Source organism: Trueperella bialowiezensis, from assembly GCF_900637955.1.
Classification (GTDB): Bacteria; Actinomycetota; Actinomycetes; order Actinomycetales; family Actinomycetaceae; genus Trueperella; species Trueperella bialowiezensis.
This window is the reverse complement of record NZ_LR134476.1, coordinates 1108264-1131625: the sequence shown is the minus strand read 5'-3', so window position 1 is coordinate 1131625 and position 23362 is coordinate 1108264. Positions and strand designations below refer to the sequence as shown.

The window sequence follows — 23362 nt, the reverse complement described above, 5'->3', positions numbered from 1 at the left end:
GTTAGTTCTCCCTTTCTAGGGTGTGGCTTTCTAGGCTATGGCTGCCAGCTGCTTGGACGTTATCTTGGCCTGGCTCAACGAGCGCTTCGGGCATGCCGTCTTCTCGCTTCGTCCAATATTCGAATTCTGCGTGGACTACCCACCGTTCATTGGACACGAATGGCGGATGACACGTAGTGATCGTGAGCAGGCGCCGCGTTGGTTCCCCCATCTGGGCGCCGCTCTTTTCACTTTCTAAAGCCTGGAACGGATCAGCAGCGATCGTCCACACGTCAGTCGGAGCCACCACTTCGTCTGCCACAATCGAGTAAACAAGGAACTCGTTTGGCCGTTCGACCACAATCTTGTCACCCAATTCCAGCTGGTCAACGTGAAGCATCGGAGCACCGTAGGTTTGCCGGTGTGCCGCCGTCGCAAAATTACCAACCTGCCCGGGAAGAGCCGTATCCTCGTAACGACCAAACGCGCCAGTATCGAGAATCTCCACCATGTCGGTTCCGTTTTGGATCGTGTAAGCGTAGTCGTAGCCAAACTCCGGAATACGCATGATCCCAAGGGTCTCTCCGTAGCCCGGCTCATGATCCCACTCCGGCGGCGGGCCAGGTTGAGCAGGCGCAATACGCGTAGCATCCGTCGGCCCGTACTCTTCTTGCAACGCAATAATTTTCTCGTTTTGCGCCTGGTTGGCCTTGATATCAGTCCACCAAATCTGCCACACGATGAACAGCACAATCACCAGACCCGCGGTGATAAGCAACTCCCCGATCACCCCGAGAATACGGTTAAAAAGCGAGGGCTGTTTTTTGTGCGTCACCGCCCGCGCGTGTGCGGCCGTGTTCGCATGAGTCATATTTTTCCTTCAGCTGATGGTCAGGCAGGCTGAGCTGCTTGCCGGATCCGGTTGACCAGTTAAGCAATTTGTTTCAGCATAGTGGAAGATCATGCCAGTGGTCATGTTTCGTGTTTTCCACATGTGCGTATAAGATTTGGACGTACCGACAAACAAAGGATAGCGATGCCAGAGTCTAAGAAGCGCAAGAAGGTTGAAGAGCGCCGGATTGCACGGCAGCAGGCACAGGAACGCCGCAGCAAGAACAAAGCCGTCAAAGTTGAGCAGGGCTCACCGAAATGGTGGGTGCCCGTCATGGTCGGCCTTGCCGTTATCGGATTAATCATCATCGTCATTGCGTACATCACCGGAGGTCGCTACCCGATCCCTGGTTTGGACAACGGAAACATCAACCTGTTCGTAGGCATCGGCTTCATCCTGGTCGGCTTTTTGATGACGATGGGATGGAAGTAGACGGCGTTAGCTAAGTCAGCTCTACGCCGTTCCGTTCCCGCCGTCCTCAGTAAAAATTTTTAGTTATCCACAGGTGGGAAAACTGTGGCCCTAGGTAAATTACATCGATGTAATTATCCACAGGGTTAGTCGCAGGTGGGGATAACATCAAAGGGCGCTCCCTTACTGGAACGCCCTTTGAGCTTTACTAACGCGCTTTCTTCACCAGTTCATGTCAGCGGACCCAGATCAAGAAGCCCACAGCTACAAGCACGAGGAAGATCACCACGGTTGCGAGCACCTCAAAGAAAGGCCGCCACCTCGTTTTCTTGCCTCTATAGCGTTCTGCAATATGCAACCACGCCCAGGTCAACGTCACACCCGTGACCAGGCCGCCCAGGTGCGACTCCCACGAGATCCCCGGAACCACGAAGCCAAGCACAAGGTTGATCACCAACAGGCTCACCACGCCTGACATTTTCGCGTTGACCCGCTTATAGAGGACGGCGAGCGCACCAAACAGGCCGAAGATCGCACCCGATGCCCCAACAGCCCCGATGTTCCACTCGCCACTCAGGTGCGACATCAGCATAATCGCGGCATTGCCACCTATTGCTGACAAAATATACACCGTGATGAAGCGCAGCTTCCCGAAAGCCGGCTCTAACACGCGGCCAATCAGCCACAGCGCATACATGTTGACCACAAGATGCCAAAACCCGCCATGCAAAACAGCCGACGTCAAGAAACGGTAGGGCTGCTCGAAAGCAAACGGCGGATAGAACATGAGCTCCGCCGTCACCTGTGGCTGCATCCGGCCAAGAATCGCCATCGCCACACACACGACGATGATCGCCGTCGTCAGTGGCGGCACATGTGAAAAACGACGCCGAACGCCGGAACGTCCGGCGTCGTTACTCGTCGACTCCTCGGACGTCACTCAGTAACCGTAATCGACGTGATCACGACGTCCTCGAGCGGACGATCCATCGGATTCGTGTCAGTCTTCGCAATCTTGTCCACAACCAGCTGCGAATCGACGTCGCTCACCTTACCGAAAATGGTGTGCTTACCCTGCAGCCAGGTAGTCGGAGCAACCGTGATGAAGAACTGCGACCCGTTCGTGCCACGACCACCCTGCTTACCAGCATTCGCCATCGCGAGCATGTACGGTTCGGTGAAATTCAGTTCGGCGGCAATTTCGTCGTCGAACCGGTAACCCGGGCCACCCGTACCCGTACCAAGTGGATCCCCACCCTGGATCATGAAACCAGGGATCACCCGGTGGAAAATGACGTTCTCATAAAGCGGGGTATTCATTTCAGCACCCGTACGCGGATCCGTCCACGCCCTCTTACCCGTAGCAAGACCAGTAAAGTTCGCTACCGTTTCGGGGGCATGCTCCGGGTAGAGCTCAACGTTAATGTCACCAAAATTCGTATGTATTGTTGCTTCCATACAGTCAATCTTGGCACACTACACGCCCAAGAGCCGACTTTGTCAACAGATTTATCTCCTCGAACCCGCTGATGGCGTAATTTCCGAAAAAGAGCTGTTTACTGGCTCTATCTTGTGGCAATCTTGCCTGACAGCCTGCAAAAGTTACATTCGCGTGCAAAGATTAGGTAAGTAACCTGCGATTGCGAACGACATGGGAGGTATAACATGTCTTTTCTCAGGAAGAAGAGTACGAAAGATAAGGTTGCCGAACGGGTAGAACCCGTTGCAGATCAAGCGTCCGAAACGCTTGGGAGCCTTGGCAGGAAGATTGCGGACGTTTTCACCACGGCAGTAGAAATCGCCAAGCCAAAAGTTGAGGATGCCGCAAAGCGCACCTCCGAGTTCGCTCACGACGTGTCAACCAAGGCACGCCCCTATGTGGAAGACGCCTACCTTCGTACCCGGCCCTACGTCGTCGAAGCATACGATCGCGCGAACGAGGCCGCTCACGATGCTTACGAAAAGGCTCGCCCCTATGTTGAGGATGCGACGAAGCGTGCCGAAGTAGCTGCCGAAAACCTGCGTGAAGATTACATTCCGCGGGCTCGCCGCGCTGCCAATGCCGCTTTGGAAGAGGTGCGCACCGGATCCGGTGACTTACAGACCCGTGCTAAGGACGTCATTGAGGTGTCGCGCAAGGAGTTGGAGAAGCAGGAAAAGAAGAAGCGCCGCGGGCGTAAGCTTCTTGGCTTCCTCGCGGTTGCTGGTGCTGGCGCTGCTGCCGCCTACTATGCGTGGGTGAAGTCGAAGCCGGTTGCCGATCCGTGGGCGGAGGCCTACTGGGAGGACGTGTCAGTACCCCAGGATAACGATTCTGAGGTGGCTGAGGATCAGACGAGCGATGCGGCTGCTGAGTCTGCTGACGACGTCGCCGGTGATGCTCAGGCTGCTGACCAGCCGGACGAGGCCGACAATCCAGAACAGGCCGAAGAAGCCGAAGATGAAGAACAGAATCTGAGCGAGGAAGACGCTGCCAAGGCGGCCGGCCTTGCGGAAGAAGACAAGGACTCCGACGCCAAGTAGGCGCCTAGGTTCAATAAATACGCCGAGGCCGGTTAGATTCGTCTGTACGGATCTAACCGGCCTTTCGTCGTCGTGTTCCCGGGGTACCTGTTTCGTTCCCGGGGTAGACAAATCGCCGGATTCGGTACCCCGGGAACGCAACGTGTACCCCCGGAACACGGGTGGGCCTATGCAGCAGTGCCGCGTTCAGCCAATGACTGAGTCACTATTCATAATGAGTCCACATGCGTAGGACGTGAACGATTTTCCTATCAGAGTCGACCTCGTACACGAGCCTGTGCTGGATATTAATCCTGCGAGAGTAGCAGCCTGACAGATCTCCCACGAGCTTTTCGAACCGGGGTGGAGTATGGAAGGGATTGTCTGCAAGTATTTCTAAAAGTCGCTGCGCTTTCGGTTTCAGACCAGCCTCACGTAACCGCTTCGCATCTTTCTGAGCGGCCCGTGAAAAGACCAGCTGCCATTCGCTCACCAGTCAAGCTCCCGCGAACCCGCCTCGACACCTTCGTGACGCGCTTTCTGAATCGATTCCACCATCCCTGGCATAGACATCAAGTAGAGCGTTTCCTTAATCGCATGCCAGTCATCTTCCCCCACAAGAACAGCGTTGCCTCGCTGCCCCGTGATGGTGATTTCTGTCGACTCTTCGTTTACCTGATCAATCAACCGATATAGATTCGCACGAGCATTGGTTGCGCTGAGCGTCGTCATATTAACCTCCCACCACATAGCGTACGTTAAGACGTACGCTCATTCAATAGTTGGGTTTTACTGAAGAAAAAGGGGCCGTGGGTTTCAGTGCTATTCGTTCCCGGCGGCGCCCGGCTAGGCGGCGCCGCGTTCCCGGGGTACCTGTTTCGTTCCTGGGGTAGACAAATCGCCGGATTCGGTACCCCGGGAACGCAACGTGTACCCCCGGAATGCGAAGAGCGCAAAAAGATGAAGCCTGACCGGTATCAGTCAGGCTTCTTGCTGGTGGAGCCGAGGGGACTCGAACCCCTAACCCCCTGCTTGCAAAGCAGGTGCGCTACCAATTGCGCCACGGCCCCGCAGATCTTCTGCGAAGATCCCTAGAAATCGACCTCATCAGTGACCTGCTGCCAAAGTGCTTGGCGTTGCAGATTCTCCTGAATCTTCAAGGCGAGTAAAACTCCCCCTGCGAGAGCCAAGCTGGTGAAGATTACCTTCTTCATCTTGACCTCCTCGATTCCCGGAGTGGGCGTAGGTGGACTCGAACCACCGACCTCCACATTATCAGTGTGGCACTCTAACCGGCTGAGCTATACGCCCGGGTGCGCCTTTGGGCGCCGAATTAGGTTAACTCATTTCCTTCCCGATATTCAAACCAGTATCACCTGTAGCGCTATACCTCACAGTTTCCCTGCACTGGCTACGAATTCCCTGCACTGGCTGCGAAAGCTCCGAGGGGCTGCGAGCGCGCCGAACGCTCCACGGCTTATTCGTCGGTCACCGTAATATACAGGCCACCGACCAGCATCGCCACCACGTTATAGAGCAACGCCATGACGGTTCCAAACAACGTCAGTAGCACGACTTCGATCACTCCGACGACGACGGCGAACGACACCACGCGCCCAAATTCCATAAACTGCCCAAGTTCGAGCAGAGGCTCCGAATTAAGGGTAACGAGCAGGTTCTCGATCCGCGCCCACACGTGCATCGCATCGAGCACGAACCACAAGATGATCGCGGAGATGACGATCATGATGCCGATCCCAACCGAGATGAGGAACGAGAGCTTGAGTGCCGACAGCGGATCCACCCGCGAGATCGTCATGCGCACTCGCCTAATTCCCACGTCCTGACGTGGCGGTGCCACCGGTGCCGCTCCGGCCGCCTGCTCACCACCGGCGGCTTGCCGCGCTGGCGGATTATCTCCTGCCGCAGGAGGTTCCACATTGACAACGGTTGGATTCTGATCAGTCTCGGTCATGATCTTTCTTTCGTCGATAAAGTTCCGTTAGGTAGACGCTACCGCTTTTTCGCGGTGAGCTCATCGTTCTTCAGTCGGTTCGTCGGTGTCTGGGCTTTCTTCCACGTCAACATCGACGACGGCGTCGTCGCTATCTTCGCCATTATCCTCGTCGTCATCCAAATGTGGGGCCATGGCGATGACGCGATCGCCGTTGTCAGGCCGTACGAACCGTACGCCTTGAGTGTTGCGCCCTGTGAGGTTCACTTCGTCAACAGAAGAGCGCACAACCTTGCCACCTTCCATGATGACGAGCACCTCGTCGCCTGGCTGAGTAATCAAGGCACCCACGAGGTTGCCGCGTTCTTCGACCACCTTGGCCACGCGGATACCGAGGCCGCCACGCTTTTGGGCGCGATATTCGTCGATGTGCGTGCGCTTGGCGAAACCGCCGTCGGTGATGACGAACACTTCGGAATCGTCGCGGACGACTTCCATCGTGAGCAGCGAGTCGCCGTCGCGGAACTTCATGCCCCGCACGCCAGACGTAGCGCGTCCCATGGGGCGTAGCGCGTCGTCGTCGGCAACAAAACGCAGCGATTGGCCTTGTTTGGATACGAGTAGCAGCTCGTCGTCGCGGTTGATAAGCCGCGCGGAGACCACCGTGTCGGTTGAACCGTCTTCGCGTTCCCGCAGGTTGATCGCGATGAGGCCGCCCGTGCGCGGGGAATCGTAGTCGGATAGCGCAGTCTTCTTCACCAGGCCGTCTTCGGTGGCGAGCACCAGGTAGTCGGCCTGATCGTAGCTGCGCAGCGTGAACGCGGACGCGATTTCTTCGCCCGGCTGCATCGCAAGCACGTTCGCCACGTGCTGCCCTTTCGATTCGCGCGAACCTTCCGGAATCTCGTAGCCCTTGACCCGGTAAACCCGGCCCATGTTCGTGAAGAACAGGTGCCAATCGTGGGTGGAGGCGATTCCCATGTGTTCGACGACGTCGTCCGAGCGGAGCGTCGCGCCCTTCACGCCCTTGCCACCGCGGCGCTGGGCGCGGTATTCGGATACCTTTGTGCGCTTGATGAAGCCAGAGCGAGTGACAGTGACGACGACGTCTTCTTCCGTGATGAGGTCTTCTTCCGATACCTCGCCATCGAAGGGCAGGATCTTCGTGCGCCGGTCGTCGCCGTACTTGTCCACAACCTCGGTCAGTTCCTCCGAGACAATGGCACGCTGACGCTCGGGCTTAGCCAGAATGTCCTTGTAATCCTCGACCAGGGCGAGCTTTTCGGCGTGCTCGTCCATGATCTTTTGCCGTTCGAGCGCGGCCAGGCGGCGCAGCTGCATGGCAAGAATGTGGTCGGCTTGAATCTCGTTGATGCCGAGCAGGTCGATGAGACCTTCGCGGGCGACGTCGGCGGTGGGCGACCTGCGAATCAGCGCGATCACCTCGTCCAGCATGTCGAGAGCCTTGACCAGACCCTCGAGGATCATCAGCCGCTCCTGCGCCTTACGCAGGCGGTAGGCCGTCCGCCGGGCGATGACCTCGACCTGGTGGTTCACCCAGTGATAGATGAAGCCGTCCAGTGAAAGCGTGCGCGGAACGCCGTCGACGAGCGCCAGCATATTCGCGGAGAAGTTGTGCTGCATCTGCGTGTGCTTGTACAGGTTGTTGAGCACAACCTTCGGCACGGCGTCGCGTTTAAGCACGATGACGATACGCTGACCGGCGCGGCCAGACGATTCGTCGCGAATATCGGCGATTCCGCTCAGGCGGCCATCCTTGACGCCTTCGACCATCCGGTCGAGTAGCCGGTCCGGGTTCACCTGGTAGGGCAAATCGGTGACCACCAGGCACTGCCGCCCGTCGATCTCGTCGATGTCGACGACGGCGCGCTGGGTAATCGACCCGCGCCCGGTACGGTAGGCCTGCTCGATCCCCTTCGTACCTAGGATCGTGGCACCCGTCGGGAAATCCGGCCCGGAAATCCGCTCGAGCAGAGCTTCGAGCAGCTCGTCGCGTGTGGCATCCGGGTTGTCAAGGAACCACTGGGCTCCCGCAGCCACCTCGCGCAGGTTGTGCGGCGGGATCGAGGTCGCCATACCAACCGCGATACCCTCCGAACCGTTGATCAGCAGGTTCGGAATGCGCGCGGTGAGCACTTTCGGCTCTTGCACCGAACCGTCAAAGTTCGGCTCAAAATCCACGGTGTCTTCGTGAATGTCACGCACCATTTCGACGGCGAGCGGAGCCATCCGCGCCTCGGTATATCGCGGGGCTGCCGCGCCGAGATCACCGGCCGTACCGAAATTGCCTTGGCCGGCTACGAGCGGGTAGCGCATGTTCCACGGCTGGACGAGGCGCACCATCGTGTCGTAGATCGCGGCATCGCCGTGCGGGTGGTAGTGGCCCATGACGTCGCCAACAATCTTCACCGACTTCGAAAACGCCGAATCTGGGCGGTATCCGCCATCCCACATCGCATAAATGACGCGGCGGTGCACGGGCTTCATGCCGTCACGCACGTCGGGCAACGCGCGCCCCACAATCACGGACATCGCGTAGTCGAGATAGGAGGTTTCCATCTCCCGCTGCAGATCGACGTCCTTAATCGCGCCGTCGAGCGGCTGGGTGCCTGTATCTTCTGTCGTCTTATCGCTCACGATCGTCCTTTAAATGTCGAGGAAACGCACGTCACGGGCGTTGCGCTGGATGAAAGACCGGCGCGAGGCCACATCCTCACCCATGAGTACGGAAAATGCTTCATCAGTAGCCGCAGCTTCGCCGATATTGACGCGCTTGAGCGTGCGAGTCTCCGGGTTCATCGTGGTGTCCCACAGCTCCGAATCGTTCATCTCACCCAAGCCCTTGTACCGCTGAATGCCCTGGCCTTCCGCCTTGGGAAGCTTCTTACCGGCGGCAAAACCAGCTTCGAGCGCGGCGTCGCGTTCCGCATCCGAAAACACGTATTCGTGTTCCGCGTTCGTCCACTTAATGCGGTACAGCGGCGGCATGGCAAGATACACGTACCCGCCTTCGATCAGCGGTTTCATGTACCGGTAGACGAGCGTGAGCAGCAGGGTGGCAATGTGCTGGCCGTCCACGTCCGCGTCCGCCATGAACACGATCTTGTGGTAGCGCAGCTTATCGATATCAAATTCTTCACCGATACCCGTACCGAACGCTGTGATGAGTCCCTGGATCGTATCGGAGGACAGTGCGCGATCCAGCCGTGCCTTTTCCACGTTGAGGATCTTTCCGCGGATCGGCATGATCGCCTGGTTGTGCGGATCACGGCCGTTGACGGCCGAACCGCCAGCAGAATCACCCTCAACGATGAAAATTTCGCATTCTTCCGGGTTACGCGAGCTGCAATCCTTGAGCTTGCCTGGCATCGACGCCGACTCCAGCACCGATTTCCGGCGGGTCGCCTCACGAGCCTTCCGGGCCGCGATCCGCGCCTGATAGGCCTGGGTGGCCTTGCGGATGATCTCGCGCGCATCGGTAGGGTTCATGTCCAGCCAGTCATTGAGCTGCGCGTACGTCTGCTGCTGTACATAGGTGCGCGCTTCGGTGTTACCGAGCTTCGTCTTCGTCTGGCCCTCGAACTGCGGTTCGCCGAGTTTGACGGACAGCACGACGGCGAGGCCTTCGCGTACGTCGTCGCCGGAAAGATTCGGATCCTTCTCTTTGAGCAGGCCCTTATCCCGTGCGTACTTGTTGATGACCGTGGTCAGCGCCGAACGGAAACCTTCCTCGTGGGTGCCGCCCTCGGTGGTGTTAATCGTGTTCGCGAACGTGTGCAACGTTTCGGAATAGGCGTTCGTCCATTGCATCGCCACTTCGAGGGAAATCTTGTTGTCGGCGTCCTCGGCCTCGAAATAGATCGGCTCAGAGTGGAGCGGGTCCACCTTCTTGGTTTTCACCAGGTGCTCAACGTAGTCGCGCAGACCGCCCTCATACTGGTACGACACCTCGCGTTTCGGAGCTTCTCCGCTGGTCAGCGACTCGTCTTCACCCGTAATTTCTTCGCCTTCAGCGACGACGTGCGCCCGCTCATCCGTGAGCGTGATGCGCAGCCCCTTGTTCAGGAACGCCATCTGCTGGAGGCGGTGACGCAGGGTTTCAAAATCGAACTCGACGGTTTCGAAAATCTCTGCGTTCGGCCAAAACGTTTGGGTGGTACCGGTCTCGTCTGTTTCCTCGCCCTTTTCTAAGGGGGCAATCGGCACGCCGTCTTCATACGAAATCCGCCACACGTGCCCATCACGCTTGACTTGCGTATCCATCCGCGAGGACAGTGCGTTGACCACTGATACGCCGACGCCGTGCAAGCCGCCGGAGACCGCATACGAGCCAGAACCGAACTTGCCACCGGCGTGGAGCACGGTCATAACAACCTGGACTGCAGGCAAACCCTCACCTGGGTGGATATCCACGGGAATACCGCGCCCGTCATCTTCCACCCGCACGCCACCGTTTTCCAGCAGGGTTACTTCAATATGCGTGGCGTACCCGGCCAGAGCCTCGTCAACGGAATTATCCACAACCTCGTAAACGAGATGGTGAAGACCCCGTTCGCCCGTCGAGCCAATGTACATACCCGGACGCTTACGAACGGCCTCGAGGCCTTCGAGCACGGTGATATTAGACGCGTCATACGACTGGTCGGAAGAAACCTCCCCGATCTTGCCGTTCGACTCCTGCGCATTCTGGTTGTCAGACAATATCGTTCCTCACACTCGCACACATGTGGTGTACGTCTCCATTGGACCGTAAACGCCATTTCTAGGCGTCGAACTGTGTTGTGGTAGGTCCCTACCAATTTGGCCCAAGACGTAAGTATACCGCTTTTAACGTGCGAATTCGAGTTATCAACAGGTCTTCCAGAGCTGTTTTCACCAGCCGCGTGGCTATCCGTAGGTATCCCGCGGCCCGCGGCCAGGCACCGAATAGGGGCCGTGTTTCCACGACGGCGCATTCGGACCTTTCACCACGATGTCTTTGACCACACCCTCACCCAGCTCGTCTGCCAGTTTCTTATCCAAAAACGCGAGCAGCGCACGGATCTGGGTCTGCCACGACGTCGATTTCGCACGTAAGGTGAGCACGCCGTCGTCGGAAAAATCCTCCACCACACAGTTTTGTGCGACGGCGTCCCCAACTATTTGCGGCCACCTCGCCTGGACCGAGCCTACGCTCAAGCGTTCTTGCCAGCCCATCTTTTCCACAAGGCCAGACACAATGAAACTTAACGGCTTCGGATCCCTCTTCGACGGGCGGGCACCCGAGCCCACGTCCTGGCCGGGGCTCGGCACATAAACTTCCTCGCCCATCTGGTCCTCGTCACGCAGCGGATTGTCCGTCTCAATCCGCCTGCGCACCCATCCGTGCTGTTCGGCCATCCGGCGCACGCGCTCCAAGACTTCCAGCGGCAGGCGATCACCGAAACGCTCCGCAGCTTTCTTACGCGCCGCAACTATTCGTGAGCTCGGCGTCTGAGCAGAAGGCGGCTGAGGACTAGTCATCGCCAGGCTCTTCCACGTGTTGCACGGTTCCGTCATGGACAACAAATCTTGTGCCGCCCAATTCTGGTAGGTCTTCGCCGACCGCGGCGGTCACGAATACCTGCTCGGCCTCCGTGACGATACGAGCGAGTTGTTCCCGACGCCGGGAGTCGAGTTCCGCGAACACGTCGTCGAGAATCAAAATCGGCTCTTCGTTGTCTGCCCAATCACCCGACGAATGGCTACGCAACAACTTCCATGAGCCGAGCCGCAACGCGAGCGCATACGACCACGATTCGCCATGGGACGCGAAACCTTTTGCGGGCAGGGTTCCCAGGCTCAGCGCAAGATCATCGCGGTGCGGACCAACCAAGTTCACGCCGCGGTCGATCTCATCTGCGCGCCACTGCTGCAACGTTTCGCCAAACAAACGGGCAGTCGCCTCGACGTCTTGCGCGTCTCGTTCGTGGGCTGCTACCTTGTCGCGGGCGCTTTGCCGAACCTCGGCGTCGTCGCTATTGAGCTCATGAGGTTCGGGCAGATCCCAGCCGCGGCGAACGTCAAGGTTGGCAGCGTAGTCGATCCGGGCCAGACCCCGCCCCGCGGATACAGCCGTGTAATACTCCTCAACGAAGGGGCGCAAACCCGCCACAATCTCCGCGCGGGCCGCAATAATTTGCGACCCGAACCGGATCAGCTGAGCATCCCACACGTCAAGTGCAGCTTCGTCATAGTATCCGCCGCGGCGCTTGGCTTTCGCCATCGTCTTCAACAACGCTCCGCGCTGACGTAACACCTTGTCATATTCGGCGCGGACTGCTCCAAGACGCGGGCGGAACTGCACCATGAGGTCATCAAGAAAACGACGCCGTGCCGCGGGGTCTCCTTTCACGAGTTCGAGATCCTCGGGAGCAAACGTGACAGCGCGGACGATTCCTAGCAGGTCAGCAGGCCTCGCATTACCCCGGTTAATCCGAGCACGGTTGGCTTTGCCTGTCAGGATTTCCAGTTCGACCATTGTGTCCGAGCTGCCACGGTTCACTTTCGCCCTGATAACACCGGCGTTTGCGCCCTGCCGTACCAAAGCGGCGTCGGCTGCCACCCTGTGGGACGAAAACGTGGCAAGGTAGCCGATCGCCTCCACGAGGTTCGTCTTCCCCTGCCCGTTTTCCCCTATAAAGGTGACAACTCCGGGCGAAAACTCGAGCACGACCTCGCGATACGACCGAAAATCGTGTAACGCCAGATCTGAAATATACAAAGGTCTGTGTTAGTTCGTTCCAAACGTGCGGATAGGCATGAGCAACAGGCGGTAGTCGTCGCTTACCTCGCCGTCCTCATCCTGCGCAGTCATGACCGCCGGCTTCGTGGGATCTGTAAACGACAGCCGCACAAATTCCTTGTCCATCGCAGAAAAACCATCCTGCAAGAACACCGGGTTGAACGCCATCTTGATTGGCTCGCCTTCCAGCTGAGCCGGCAGTACTTCAGAGACTTGCGCGTTATCGCCATGCCCGGCCTCGAGAACCACATCGCCCTCGGAAAATGACAACCGGACGGACGCGTTCTTTTCCACAACCAACCGGGAACGCTTGATGCCTTCAAGGATTTCTTGCCGGTTCATCACCACGTACCCGTTCATCTCCGCTGGGAACAATGAACGGACCTGCGGGTATTCGCCGTCGATCAGCTGAATCGTGTTTTGGCGCCCGCCAGCCGAAAAGCCGATCATGGCACCCATTCCCTGATCCTGGAGAGACACTTCAATCGGCCCAGACGAACCGAGTGCTTTGGCAACGTCAAGCAAGCGGGACGCGCGCACGAGGATCCGAGTAGAAATATCAGAACTCTTGGGAGTCCATCCAAGATCACGGATAGCAAGCCGGTACCGGTCGGTTGCCATGAGAGAAATCTGGTCGCCCTCGATTTCGATGCACACCGAAACGAGCATGGGCAGGGTGTCATCATTCGACGCCGCGATAGTGACCTGAGAAACGGCCTTTTCCCATTCCGCGCCATCAACCGTGCCCACAACATCCGGCATGGCAGGCTGTTCAGAGTAGTCCTCAAGCGACATGGTCTTCAATGAAAAGTGCGACGACCCGCTTTCCACCTCGAGTTTCCCGCCGTCAACATTCAGTTCGATGTCTTGGCTAGGCAGCGAGCGCGAAATTTCAGCGAGCAGCTTCCCATTGACGAGCACTTCGCCCTCTTCGTCCACACTGCCATCAATGGTGATGTGAGACGACACATCCGAATCTCGCGATCGGAGAGAAATCGTGCCATCGTTACCCGCGCTGATGTGCAGGCCTGCAAGCACAGGAATGGCAGGACGATTTGGAATGGTACGCGATGCCCAGGTGACTGCATCGGTAAACACGTCATGATCAACGCTAATTTTCACCGTGTGACCCACTTTCGTTTCATACTGGATTCAACTTTACGCGACACCGACGATCTTTGCTTTATTAACCAACGGATCGAGTAGGTGGCTGAAAAGTAAATGGTCTTAGTTTTTATTTAGTAGTAGTTGTAGCCTCTGTGGAGTTTGTGGAAAAGCATGTTTCCCCTTGGAAAATCAAGGCTTTACGGCTGTGGACATGTGTGGGAATAAGTCTGTGGGTAAGAACAGGATTTTGTGGATGGGACACTTCGCTGCTTGAGTTATCCGCAATATTTCACGGATCCTCCACGGTTTTCAGTCACCTATCCCCGCCTTTTCCACAGCTTATGTGGATAACTTCATGCTTCGCGTTCAGCGGCCTGTGTTTGGTCTTTACACGCCTGCTTGATCCGAGACGTTAGCTCGGTGACCTGATTGAACACCGTCTGCTTTTCAGCCATGAGCTTTTCAATCTTGCGAAGGGCATTGAGCACAGTGGTGTGATCACGCCGATTAAACGCCTCAGCGATCTTCGGCAGCGACAGGTCCGTCATTTCCCTACACAAGTACATTGCGATGTGGCGGGGCTGGGTGAGGGTTCGCGTCCTGGTGGGCGATTTAAGATCGTCTACACTCACCCCGAAATACGACGCCGTCTGGCTCATGACCATGCTTGCCGTCACGGTGAATGTACTGGTATCCGAAATGATGTCTTTGAGCGCTGTTTCGACGACGTCGATCGTGACCGGCTGGTCGAAAAGACCAGCATAGGCCGTGACCCTACGCAGCGATCCTTCCATTTCTCGAACGTTCGTCGTGATCCTGCTGGCGATGTACTCGAGTGCTTCACGTGGCACGTTGAGCATTTCGGAAGCGGCCTTCTTTTCCAAAATCGCGATTCTTGTTTCGAGATTGGGAAGGTCAATATTTGCCACGATTCCAGACGCGAACCGGGAAATCATCCGATCCTCGAAACCATCGAGCAGCCGGGGTGCGACGTCGGATGTAATGACGATCTGCTTGTTCGCGTTCGCCAGTGCGTTAAACGTGTTGAAAAACTCTTCGAGCGTTCCTTCCTTGTTGGACAGGAACTGGATGTCGTCGATGAGGAGGATGTCAACAGAGCGGAACAGGTTCTTGAAATTGTGGCCCTGCTGCGTGCGCATCGCGTTGATGAACATGTTCGTAAATTCCTCAGAACTTACGTACAGAACCCTGCTCCCCGGGAACAGGCTGAGGTAATAGTTTCCGATCGCGTGCAACAAGTGGGTTTTACCCATGCCCGAGTCCGAGTACAAAAACAGCGGGTTGTACGTAGAACCAGGGGCTTCGGCGACGGCGAGCGCGGTTGCGTGCGCAAAGCGATTTGATTCACCGATCACGAAATTATCGAAGGTGTAGCGCGGATTCAGGTGAGCATCCGACTGATTTTTGTTCGTCTGAATCTTCGGAAGCATCGGGGAAAGCCGATCATCCGACGGAGCGGACGGCAGCTGCGAAGCCGGTTCTACCGCACGTAACGGTTCGGGACTATGCGGAGCCGGTTCCTGTGGCCACGGATGATCCGGCCACGTGGGTGTTGCCGGCTGGCTCGGCGTCGTCGGCTGTTCAGACAAAGACGGATCGACCGAGATGACAAGCCGAACTGTTCGCCCCAGAATGTCAGACAGTCGATTTTCCATGATCGCCGACACGTGTTCAGTGAGCCAATCTTTCACGAACTCAGAGCCGACTCCGATCATGAAAATATCGTCTGCGGTGGCAAGCGGATGTGCGAGACGAACGAAAGCAGTCTGCGAATCAGAAAGCTCTCCTTGCGCGCGGAGCAGTTCTGTTGCTGCTGTCCATGCATCCTGCGCAGGTGAGGTATCCACTATTTGTCTCCTCGAAATTTGATGATACTGACCCATACTAGAGAAAAAATTGTGGAAAGTCAGATCAGTTATCCACAAGGTTGTTCACATGTGTGGATATTACATCGATGTAATTCACATATGGGATCCGCGCCGTCTCATAGGAAAAGATCTCCCACAGGTTTAACCACAGGTGTGGAGATCTCAAGAAAGTGGTTTTGGTCAACTTTTCCTCATCTGTGGGAAAGAAAAGTAGTGACACAGATCGTTGTTATATCTGTCACCGCAGGCCCGTTAATCGTTGCCTTTTCGGGGAAAACTCCAGTAAAGTCATCAAGTCATGTGTGTCAAACACACAAGCCCAATCTCTGGGTGCCATGTCCGAATCTAGAATTTAGGTGTACAGATGACTACGAAGCGCACGTTTCAGCCGAACAACCGCCGTCGTTCCAAGGTGCACGGCTTCCGTAAGAGGATGTCCACACGCGGTGGGCGGGCAATCCTCGCTGCGCGCCGTCGTAAGGGACGCGCCAAGCTTTCCGCATAAATGCTTCCCGCAGTAAACCGTATGCGGAGAACTGAAGACTTCCGGTTCGCTGCCCGCACGGGACTGCGCAGAGCAAACAGATATTTCGTCCTCCACGTCGTTGAAGGCGAACCCGGAGCCGGCCTATTGGTCGGCTTCACTGTTAGCAAGAAGGTAGGAAATGCCGTGGTGCGCAACCAGGTACGCCGCAGACTGCGGCATATCATGCGGGACTATCTCGATATACCCGCCGCGATGGTTGTGATCCGCGCGCTTCCAGCGAGCGCTGGCACGTCGTCGTCGGTATTGCGAACGGCGCTGCACAAAGAATTTGTAGCGTTAGGGCTCGCAGATGAGTAACCCGGCCGTCACTATCCTCACCCGAGCCATCCGCTGGTACCAAACGAACATCTCCGCACACATGGAGCGCAGATGTAGATACCAGCCCACCTGCTCCGCCTACGGGCTTGAATCGATTCAGATTCACGGGGCAATAAAAGGTACACTCTTAACTGTCTGGCGGCTTCTTCGGTGCAATCCTTGGTCAAAGGGCGGCGTGGACTGGGTTCCACCCAAAGGATCCTGGCCGAAAAAGCCTCTCGGCTACCGCGAACTGATCGCATACCGCGAAAAAGAAAATACAGATCATCAGGCCAGCCGTGGCCACGGCGATGATCCCGACGCACCATAAGGAGCGCACAGGTTGGATACCATCCTCTTCCCCATCATGTGGGTTATTTCCTACATCATGTACGGAGTCCACAATCTTCTCACCCTGGTCGGCATGCAAGCAGGAGCCGGACCAGCGTGGGTGCTATCCATTGTCGGCCTCACCGTCGTCATCCGAATCCTCATCATTCCGCTGTTTAACAAGCAGACTCGAGCATCTCGAGCAGGCCAAGAGCTGCAGCCTGAGATCCAAAAAATTCAGCGCAAGTACAAGGGCAGAACCGATCAGATTTCGATGCAGCGCCAACAAGAAGAGATGATGGCGCTCTATCGCGATCACGGCACGTCTCCGTTTGCGGCATGTATGCCGGCGCTCATTCAGATGCCGATCTTCTTCGCATTGTTCCGGCTGCTGTATGCGGTGCTTCCGCTGTCGCAAGGCACCTATCAGGGTGGATCACGAACGGCGATTGGACCGATTAACCAAGAAGTAGCGCAAGAGATCGCGAACTCGACCGTGTTCGGTGCGCCGATTTCGTCGTCGATCGCTACTCGTCACGAGTTCAGCCAGCCTACGAACGTGCTTATCGTGGCCGTCGTGCTTATCGCGCTCATGATGATTACACTGTTCTTCTCGCAGAAGCAGATCATGACGAAGAATCTGCCTGAATCTGCGAAGGATCCGGATAATCCGGCATACAAGATGCAGAAGTACATGATGTACGGTATGCCTCTTATTTACGTGTTTTCTGGTGGCGTGTTCCAAATCGGCGTTCTCGTGTACTGGTTGACGGGTAATTTCTGGAATATCGGCCAGCAGACCTGGCTCATCACCACGAATCCGGCGCCGGGATCGGAAGCGTATAAGGCGCGTCAGGAACGCTTGCGTAAGAAGCGGATTCGCAAGGGCCTGCCGCCCGAGGAAGATAAGGGCGACGCGTTAGAAGGTCCCGTTCAGACGGGGCAGCGTGCCCAGCCGCTTGGCAAGAAGCGTTCCAAGAAGGCACGCCAGACCGGGCAGATTCCCGAGAACGCGCTCGTTCCCGACGAGATTCGGGAAGAGATCGAAGGCGCAGACGAAGAAGTTCGCGGCCCGGACGGGCTCACTGACGCCGAGCGTGCACAGAAGCGCTACGAACGCAGAATGGCAGAACGCCGTCGTTCTAAGCAAAAGCGCAAGAAGAAGCGGCGTTAGACATGGGCGTTGGACATGCGGCGTTCAGCGGCTCGCGGCACCTGACGAAGCACAGATTTTGTAACCACTACCTTCCTTATCATTAAGGGGAAACACTATGACTGAAGAAAATGTTGAGAAGCTGGATCGCGAAGGCGATATCGCAGCGGACTACCTCGAGGAATTGCTCGACATCGCCGATCTTGACGGCGACCTTGAAATCGGTATTGAAGCGGACCGCGCGTCCGTTGGTATTGTTGCCGACGACGGCGGGGATCGCCGACTCAAGCGGCTCATCGGACGCCGTGGTGAAACCCTTGAATCTCTCCAGGAGCTCACGCGTCTGGTTGTTCAGCAAGAAACTGGCGAGCGTTCCCGGATGATGCTCGACATCCTGGGCTACCGGGAAAACCAGCGCGAGAATATTGCTGAGATTGCTCGCCGCGCTATCGAGCGAGTGAAAAAGACCGGCGAAGAGTATGCAATGAAGCCGATGAACCCCTTCGAGCGTAAGGTTGTTCATGACGTAGTTGCGGACGCTGGGCTCTTCTCTGATTCTTCGGGTACGGGTAACGCCAGGCACGTTGTTATTTATCTCGAAGAGCCGGTAAGCGACGACTTCGATGATGATTACGATGATCAGGAAGATGACGAATAGATTCATTTCGAGCATCAACTAGTACAGAGGGAGTCGGCGGTTTGCTGGCTCCCTTTGTACTAGTGTTCGAAGCAGAGTTCTCAGGGAAAGGGTAAACGTGGAGCATAACGCGCGTGTGGAGCCTGCACCGGATGGTGGTGCTGCCAGGTTCGGTGAGGAAGCGTGGCAGAAACTCGTCAGCTTTTCCGAGATGCTGTCGGCTGAAGGCGAGTTGCGCGGACTAGTTGGCCCTCGGGAACTCGAAAGATTGTGGACCCGCCACATTTTGAACTCGACGGCGGTTTGTGAGTTTTTACCGGATAGTGGATTAGTTGCGGATGTTGGTTCTGGAGCTGGATTCCCTGGAATTGTTTTAGCAATAGTGAGACCAGACCTTCGTTTTGATCTTATTGAGACGATGGAACGACGCACGGATTGGCTCGACCACGTGAAACAAGAATTGGATCTTGCCAACGTCCGCGTGATTCGTTCACGTGCGGAAGATATGCCTAAACGGTATGCAGCTGACGTCGTGACTGCGAGAGCCGTAGCTGCTCTGAAGAAACTTATCCCGTGGACTCTCCCACTTCTTAAACCGGGAGGGCACCTGGCAGCTCTCAAGGGCCAGCGAGCAGAACAGGAAATCCAGGACGCACACTCTCAGCTCATGAAGTTTAACGCGCAACGCGCGGATGTTTATGACGTGGATGTGTGGGGCTCGGACGAAGGCACGAGAGTATTACTTGTGGAAAAGATGAAGTAATTCAGTTCGTTAGTTTTGAGCTTTTTGGTTGGACCGGAATGTGAGGCGTTGTCCCAATCTAATTCAAAATCCAATTTGGATTGGTGGGGTAGCTGAAGCGATTTTCATATCGAGGTGACTTACGTTTCTGGCTGGCTGCCTCTAGATGTCAATGATCATTCTCAAGGTCGACCGTATTGGAAGTGTTTCACGTGAAACATTCCTTGCTCCATACACCGATCTGCTCATATGTTCGGCGTTGTCCAGCTGTTCTTGACCGAGAACAATATTTAATGGCAGCCTTATGCGGACAAGATTTACATGCGGTATGCGATCATCAACAAGTGGTTCACGTGAAACAAATACGTCGGATTTTAATATTTCGAAATTAAACCGGAATTTCATTGGGGAAACGTTTCACGTGAAACATCTACGCTCTACTCAAATGAATCTGAGTAGCACTACCGGTCTTCGACTCAGTCAAACAATGTCAGGTATCCGGATTGATTGTAACGTTGATTAACAATAAGTCTGAACCTTTCGAGAAGGTTTCACGTGAAACATTTTCTTATCACTTACATGAATTTGATTCTCGGCATCTAGTTCAACCAGCCCATAAAATTAAAGGACTACGTTTATCGCTAAGGTCAATTAGCTAGGTATCAGAATTGTTCGAGAATGTTTCACGTGAAACGGTTAGTCAAAGTAATTCTTCCGTGTTAACAAAATGCCGCGAAGCATAGGTACCGTGACAAGAGTGCTGCAACTAAGGTGACGCGAGGAAAATGTTGACGTGACCAGGTCCGTCAACGAACACAGCCTGCATTATCAGATCCGACAACGAACAGCACTGCTTTGAATGTGCTGTGAGGAATGTTCTTAGAAGAAAGTGATGTGAAGAAAGATGATGCGTGAACTGCTCTTGCAATGAAAAGGTAATTCCATAAACGATTACAGTCTTGAACCGGTCCTGCGATCAGAAGGTGACGCCCTAAAAAACAGTCCTGAAATTTCCGCGACGAAGAAGTTCCGGAAGATTAATATGCGGTAATAAAAATGTGCAGTCAATTAGAGCTTGTCAAGAATGTTTCACGTGAAACATGTGGATAACCGTTGTTATCCACACCAGGTATGCAGACGAAGAACCATCTAAGACTCGGGTAAGATTGATATTCGAGATTAAGGAGCAGATGTGGCAGATCCACGAGATATAGCGAAGCGACCGCGCAATATAAAGCGTGTCAATAGAACCTTTGCGGATCAATTCTCTGACAGCAGCTCGCCATTGGGAGCACAGCTCGTCAGGGATCGCGAAATGCTCAAGGATCTATCCACCACCGATCTTCCGCGGCCGCCACGTCGCAGAATTATTACAGTTGCCAATCAAAAAGGTGGCGTTGGCAAAACAACATCCACGGTCAACATTGCCGCAGCGCTTGCCATGGGTGGATTACGGGTGCTCGTTATCGATGCTGATCCCCAGGGAAATGCGTCAACTGCACTCGGCGCAGAACACTCATCCGGAACGCCGTCGTTGCATGATGTGCTCATGCAAGAAAAGTCAATCAACGACGTCGTCGTTCCATGTGAAGACGTGGACAACCTCGATGTCATACCCTCCACGATTGACCTTGCGGCTATTGAGATGTCGTTGGTGCTCGAAGAACGCCGCGAATTTCGCCTCAAAGACGCAATCGAGCAACTAGACAAACATTACGACTACATTCTTATCGACTGCCCGCCAAGCCTCGGCCTACTCACACTCAACTCCCTGGTTGCAGGACGTGAAGTCATGATCCCAATCCAGACTGAATACTACGCACTCGAGGGTCTCACGCAGTTAATCAAGACGATTGGCGTCGTGCGCGAATCATCTAACCCTGAATTGGAAGTATCTACCATTTTGTTGACTATGTACGATAAGCGTACTAACCTCGCGCAAGAGGTGGCAGGCGATGTTCGGCAACATTTCCCAGAACAGACCCTCGACACCGAAATTCCGCGAAACGTCAAGATTTCCGAGGCGCCAAGCTACCAGCAGACCGTTGTGACATATGATCCCCGGTCAGCCGGAGCAGTAGCGTACCTCGCTGCGGCACACGAAATCGCCCACAGAATAGGATAGACAATGGCAGAAAAGCGACGCGGCTTAGGCAGAGGGCTCGGAGCCTTGTTCCCTGAGGAACAAAAGGAAAACAAAAGCCGGGCAATCGACATTTTCTTCAGTGCGCCGCAGAGTGATGATGAGATGCCTCCAAGCGCAAACACACCCACTTCTGCGGAAAGCACCCCCGCTACCGTTGAAACACAAAATAACTCGGCTGAATCCGATGATATTGATTTAGTTCCCGTTCCCGGCGCGACCTTCGGCGACATCCCGGTTGAACAGATCATGCCCAACCCTCGCCAACCCCGCGAGATTTTCGATGACGACGAACTCCAGGAACTCGCCGATTCGATCAAAGAAGTCGGTGTGCTGCAGCCTATTGTGATCAGGCCGATGTCGGAAGAATCGGAGGATTACCCCGAAGCGCGCTACGAACTCATCATGGGTGAGCGGCGCTGGCGAGCTACCCAGCGTGCGGGCCTTGACACCATCCCCGCAATCATTCGCCAAACCGATGATTCAGATCTGCTCCGTGACGCGCTCTTGGAAAACCTACATAGGTCGAATCTCAACGCCCTTGAAGAGGCGGCGGCCTACCAGCAGCTTCTAGAAGACTTCGATTGCACGCAAGAAGAACTCTCCCGCCGTATTGCCAGATCCCGCCCGCAGATTTCTAATACGCTGAGGCTGCTCAACCTGCCACCACTCGTACAAAACCGGGTTGCAGCCGGCGTGCTCTCAGCAGGGCACGCACGTGCACTGCTTGGACTACGAGACCCGGCAGCAATGGAACGCCTCGCGCAACGCATCGTGGCAGAAGGTCTTTCCGTCCGCCAAGTAGAAGAAATCGTGGCGGTCGGCGATGATCAAGCTGCGCCGCGTACCCGTCGTTCTCGCGGGGGCCGCCACCAAGAAGAACTTAACGAACTCGCCCTACGGCTGTCTGACCGATTCAACACGAGGGTGAAGGTTAACTTAGGAGTCACAAAGGGCAAGATCGCCATCGAATTTGCCACCATCGAGGACCTCAACCGGATCCTAGGCGAACTCAACGAAGACGAGGTTGAAATCTAGTTACCTTGGTCGGCGGAAATCGCCGCGGTCTTGAGAATATCTAAGTAGATATCATCGAGTGTCCTGCCCTGCTGGCGCGCAAGAGCGGACGCGGCTTGCGGGAAGATCGACGTTTCAGTCATGCCCGGAGCCACGTTCACGTCAAGGAACCAAGGCTGCCCGGCGTCGTCGACAATGATGTCCGTACGTGAATAGTGGCGCAAACCCAAGGCTTCGTGGACGTCCTCGGCCACCTTCCCCACCTCAGCAGTGTCACTATCGTCAATGAAATATTCCACTCGACCGGGGTTGTACCGGGCGTCGAAATCATATGGTCCACTCGCCCGGATTTCGACCGGCGGGAGGGCGCGCGGACCGTCACCCAGATCAGCGACGCCGACGCCGTATTCCCGGCCCTCAATATACTGCTGGATAAGCGCGACGTCGCCATAAGCGAAACAATCCACCATCGCGCCGGGGAGGTGTGCGCGGTCTTCGACGATTGACAGACCCATCGATGATCCGGCCTTCGTCGGCTTAACCACCAACGGGAACGAAAAACGCTGCTCCACCAAATTCAAAATATTGCTGACCCCCACCTCGCGGAAGAGTGTTTGTGGCAGCGCAGTCGAATCCGGCACCCGAATTCCTACCTTCGCCAACACGGACGATGCCACCGACTTATCCGAAGCCAGCCGACATCCGTAAGCTTCCGAACCAACAAACGGCAAACCGGCCAAAACCAGCAAATCCTGCAGTGAGCCATCTTCGCCGATCGAACCATGCACAAGCGGCCACACGACGTCGGGCTCAATCGCAGTTAGGCGCTGCAACAGCTGACCGTCGACGTCGAGAACCTTCACCTGGATACCCTGCGAACGCAGCGACTCCGCAACCCGCCTCCCCGAATTGAGTGAAATTTCCCGTTCGTGGGTTAGCCCGCCCGCGAGAACCGCGACTGTCATTGGTCCCATTGTC

The 23362-nt window shown here is 55.8% G+C and carries 24 protein-coding genes and 2 tRNA genes; 10 read left to right on the top strand and 16 right to left on the bottom strand.

Features of this window, described 5'->3' with window-relative positions; all coding sequences use genetic code 11:
• Position 1 precedes the first annotated feature (1 nt).
• Positions 2-850 carry a class E sortase gene (locus EL234_RS05300; protein ID WP_126416480.1) on the bottom strand — a complete coding sequence of 283 codons (849 nt, stop codon included), beginning with the start codon at positions 848-850 and terminating at the stop codon, positions 2-4.
• A 165-nt stretch (positions 851-1015) separates the two neighbouring features.
• On the opposite strand from EL234_RS05300, the gene EL234_RS05295 reads away from it, so the two are divergent.
• Positions 1016-1303, top strand: coding sequence for a cell division protein CrgA (locus EL234_RS05295; RefSeq protein WP_126416479.1), 288 nt, complete (start codon positions 1016-1018; stop codon positions 1301-1303).
• Between the two features lie 214 nt (positions 1304-1517).
• On the opposite strand, the gene EL234_RS05290 is transcribed toward EL234_RS05295, so the two are convergent.
• Positions 1518-2222 (bottom strand): rhomboid family intramembrane serine protease, encoded by a 705-nt coding sequence (locus EL234_RS05290; RefSeq protein ID WP_126416478.1) that lies wholly within the window; start codon positions 2220-2222, stop codon positions 1518-1520.
• On the bottom strand, positions 2219-2740 hold the full coding sequence (locus tag EL234_RS05285; RefSeq protein WP_126416477.1) for a peptidylprolyl isomerase: 522 nt from the start codon (positions 2738-2740) through the stop codon (positions 2219-2221). The genes EL234_RS05290 and EL234_RS05285 overlap by 4 nt, the downstream gene beginning before the upstream one ends.
• 207 nt (positions 2741-2947) lie before the next feature.
• On the opposite strand from EL234_RS05285, the gene EL234_RS05280 reads away from it, so the two are divergent.
• Positions 2948-3805 carry a hypothetical protein gene (locus EL234_RS05280; RefSeq protein WP_126416476.1) on the top strand — a complete coding sequence of 286 codons (858 nt, stop codon included), beginning with the start codon at positions 2948-2950 and terminating at the stop codon, positions 3803-3805.
• A gap of 205 nt (positions 3806-4010) precedes the next feature.
• Here the strand turns inward: EL234_RS05280 and EL234_RS05275 are convergent, their stop codons facing one another.
• The 12 genes from EL234_RS05275 to dnaA form a co-directional block, all read right to left on the bottom strand.
• Positions 4011-4277, bottom strand: coding sequence for a Txe/YoeB family addiction module toxin (locus tag EL234_RS05275; RefSeq protein ID WP_126416475.1), 267 nt, complete (start codon positions 4275-4277; stop codon positions 4011-4013).
• A complete protein-coding gene (locus tag EL234_RS05270) occupies positions 4274-4516 on the bottom strand; it encodes a type II toxin-antitoxin system Phd/YefM family antitoxin (RefSeq protein ID WP_126416474.1) in 243 nt (80 codons plus the stop codon). Before EL234_RS05270 ends, EL234_RS05275 begins: the two co-directional genes overlap by 4 nt.
• A 262-nt stretch (positions 4517-4778) precedes the next feature.
• A tRNA-Ala gene (locus tag EL234_RS05265) sits at positions 4779-4854 on the bottom strand.
• A gap of 21 nt (positions 4855-4875) precedes the next feature.
• Positions 4876-4998: a DLW-39 family protein gene (locus EL234_RS09460; RefSeq protein WP_241968944.1), complete on the bottom strand. Its 123-nt coding sequence runs from the start codon at positions 4996-4998 to the stop codon at positions 4876-4878.
• Between the two features lie 23 nt (positions 4999-5021).
• Positions 5022-5095, bottom strand: a tRNA-Ile gene (locus EL234_RS05260).
• Positions 5096-5261: 166 nt separating this feature from the next.
• Positions 5262-5759 (bottom strand): DUF3566 domain-containing protein, encoded by a 498-nt coding sequence (locus EL234_RS05255; RefSeq protein ID WP_241968943.1) that lies wholly within the window; start codon positions 5757-5759, stop codon positions 5262-5264.
• Between the two features lie 60 nt (positions 5760-5819).
• Positions 5820-8396, bottom strand: coding sequence for a DNA gyrase subunit A (gene gyrA / locus EL234_RS05250; RefSeq protein ID WP_126416473.1), 2577 nt, complete (start codon positions 8394-8396; stop codon positions 5820-5822).
• A 9-nt stretch (positions 8397-8405) separates the two neighbouring features.
• Positions 8406-10421, bottom strand: a complete 2016-nt coding sequence (gene gyrB, locus EL234_RS05245) for a DNA topoisomerase (ATP-hydrolyzing) subunit B (protein WP_126417258.1) — start codon at positions 10419-10421, stop codon at positions 8406-8408.
• A 225-nt stretch (positions 10422-10646) separates the two neighbouring features.
• Positions 10647-11261: a DUF721 domain-containing protein gene (locus tag EL234_RS05240; protein WP_126416472.1), complete on the bottom strand. Its 615-nt coding sequence runs from the start codon at positions 11259-11261 to the stop codon at positions 10647-10649.
• Positions 11254-12501: a DNA replication/repair protein RecF gene (recF, locus tag EL234_RS05235; RefSeq protein ID WP_126416471.1), complete on the bottom strand. Its 1248-nt coding sequence runs from the start codon at positions 12499-12501 to the stop codon at positions 11254-11256. The genes EL234_RS05240 and recF overlap by 8 nt, the downstream gene beginning before the upstream one ends.
• A gap of 9 nt (positions 12502-12510) precedes the next feature.
• Positions 12511-13644 carry a DNA polymerase III subunit beta gene (dnaN, locus tag EL234_RS05230; RefSeq protein ID WP_126416470.1) on the bottom strand — a complete coding sequence of 378 codons (1134 nt, stop codon included), beginning with the start codon at positions 13642-13644 and terminating at the stop codon, positions 12511-12513.
• 338 nt (positions 13645-13982) lie between these two features.
• The gene (gene dnaA / locus EL234_RS05225; protein WP_322787192.1) at positions 13983-15497 is read right to left on the bottom strand and encodes a chromosomal replication initiator protein DnaA; all 1515 of its coding nucleotides are present in this window, start codon (positions 15495-15497) and stop codon (positions 13983-13985) included.
• 385 nt (positions 15498-15882) lie between these two features.
• Between dnaA and rpmH the strand changes: the two genes are divergently transcribed.
• The 8 genes from rpmH to EL234_RS05185 all read left to right on the top strand — a co-directional run bounded on the left by rpmH (position 15883) and on the right by EL234_RS05185 (position 22405).
• The gene (gene rpmH, locus EL234_RS05220) at positions 15883-16023 is read left to right on the top strand and encodes a 50S ribosomal protein L34 (RefSeq protein ID WP_126416468.1); all 141 of its coding nucleotides are present in this window, start codon (positions 15883-15885) and stop codon (positions 16021-16023) included.
• Positions 16024-16362, top strand: coding sequence for a ribonuclease P protein component (rnpA, locus tag EL234_RS05215; RefSeq protein WP_126416467.1), 339 nt, complete (start codon positions 16024-16026; stop codon positions 16360-16362).
• On the top strand, positions 16355-16693 hold the full coding sequence (yidD, locus tag EL234_RS05210) for a membrane protein insertion efficiency factor YidD (RefSeq protein ID WP_126416466.1): 339 nt from the start codon (positions 16355-16357) through the stop codon (positions 16691-16693). Before rnpA ends, yidD begins: the two co-directional genes overlap by 8 nt.
• Positions 16694-16705: 12 nt before the next feature.
• Positions 16706-17866, top strand: coding sequence for a membrane protein insertase YidC (yidC, locus tag EL234_RS05205; protein WP_126416465.1), 1161 nt, complete (start codon positions 16706-16708; stop codon positions 17864-17866).
• 97 nt (positions 17867-17963) lie between these two features.
• A complete protein-coding gene (locus tag EL234_RS05200) occupies positions 17964-18503 on the top strand; it encodes a Jag family protein (protein ID WP_126416464.1) in 540 nt (179 codons plus the stop codon).
• A 97-nt stretch (positions 18504-18600) separates the two neighbouring features.
• The gene (gene rsmG, locus EL234_RS05195; RefSeq protein ID WP_241968941.1) at positions 18601-19245 is read left to right on the top strand and encodes a 16S rRNA (guanine(527)-N(7))-methyltransferase RsmG; all 645 of its coding nucleotides are present in this window, start codon (positions 18601-18603) and stop codon (positions 19243-19245) included.
• 1294 nt (positions 19246-20539) lie between these two features.
• Entirely contained in the window at positions 20540-21349 is an 810-nt protein-coding gene (locus EL234_RS05190) for a ParA family protein (RefSeq protein ID WP_126416463.1), read from the top strand.
• A gap of 3 nt (positions 21350-21352) precedes the next feature.
• Entirely contained in the window at positions 21353-22405 is a 1053-nt protein-coding gene (locus EL234_RS05185; RefSeq protein ID WP_126416462.1) for a ParB/RepB/Spo0J family partition protein, read from the top strand.
• Here the strand turns inward: EL234_RS05185 and EL234_RS05180 are convergent.
• Entirely contained in the window at positions 22402-23349 is a 948-nt protein-coding gene (locus tag EL234_RS05180) for a D-alanine--D-alanine ligase family protein (RefSeq protein WP_241968937.1), read from the bottom strand. The genes EL234_RS05185 and EL234_RS05180 overlap by 4 nt on opposite strands.
• Positions 23350-23362 lie beyond the last annotated feature (13 nt).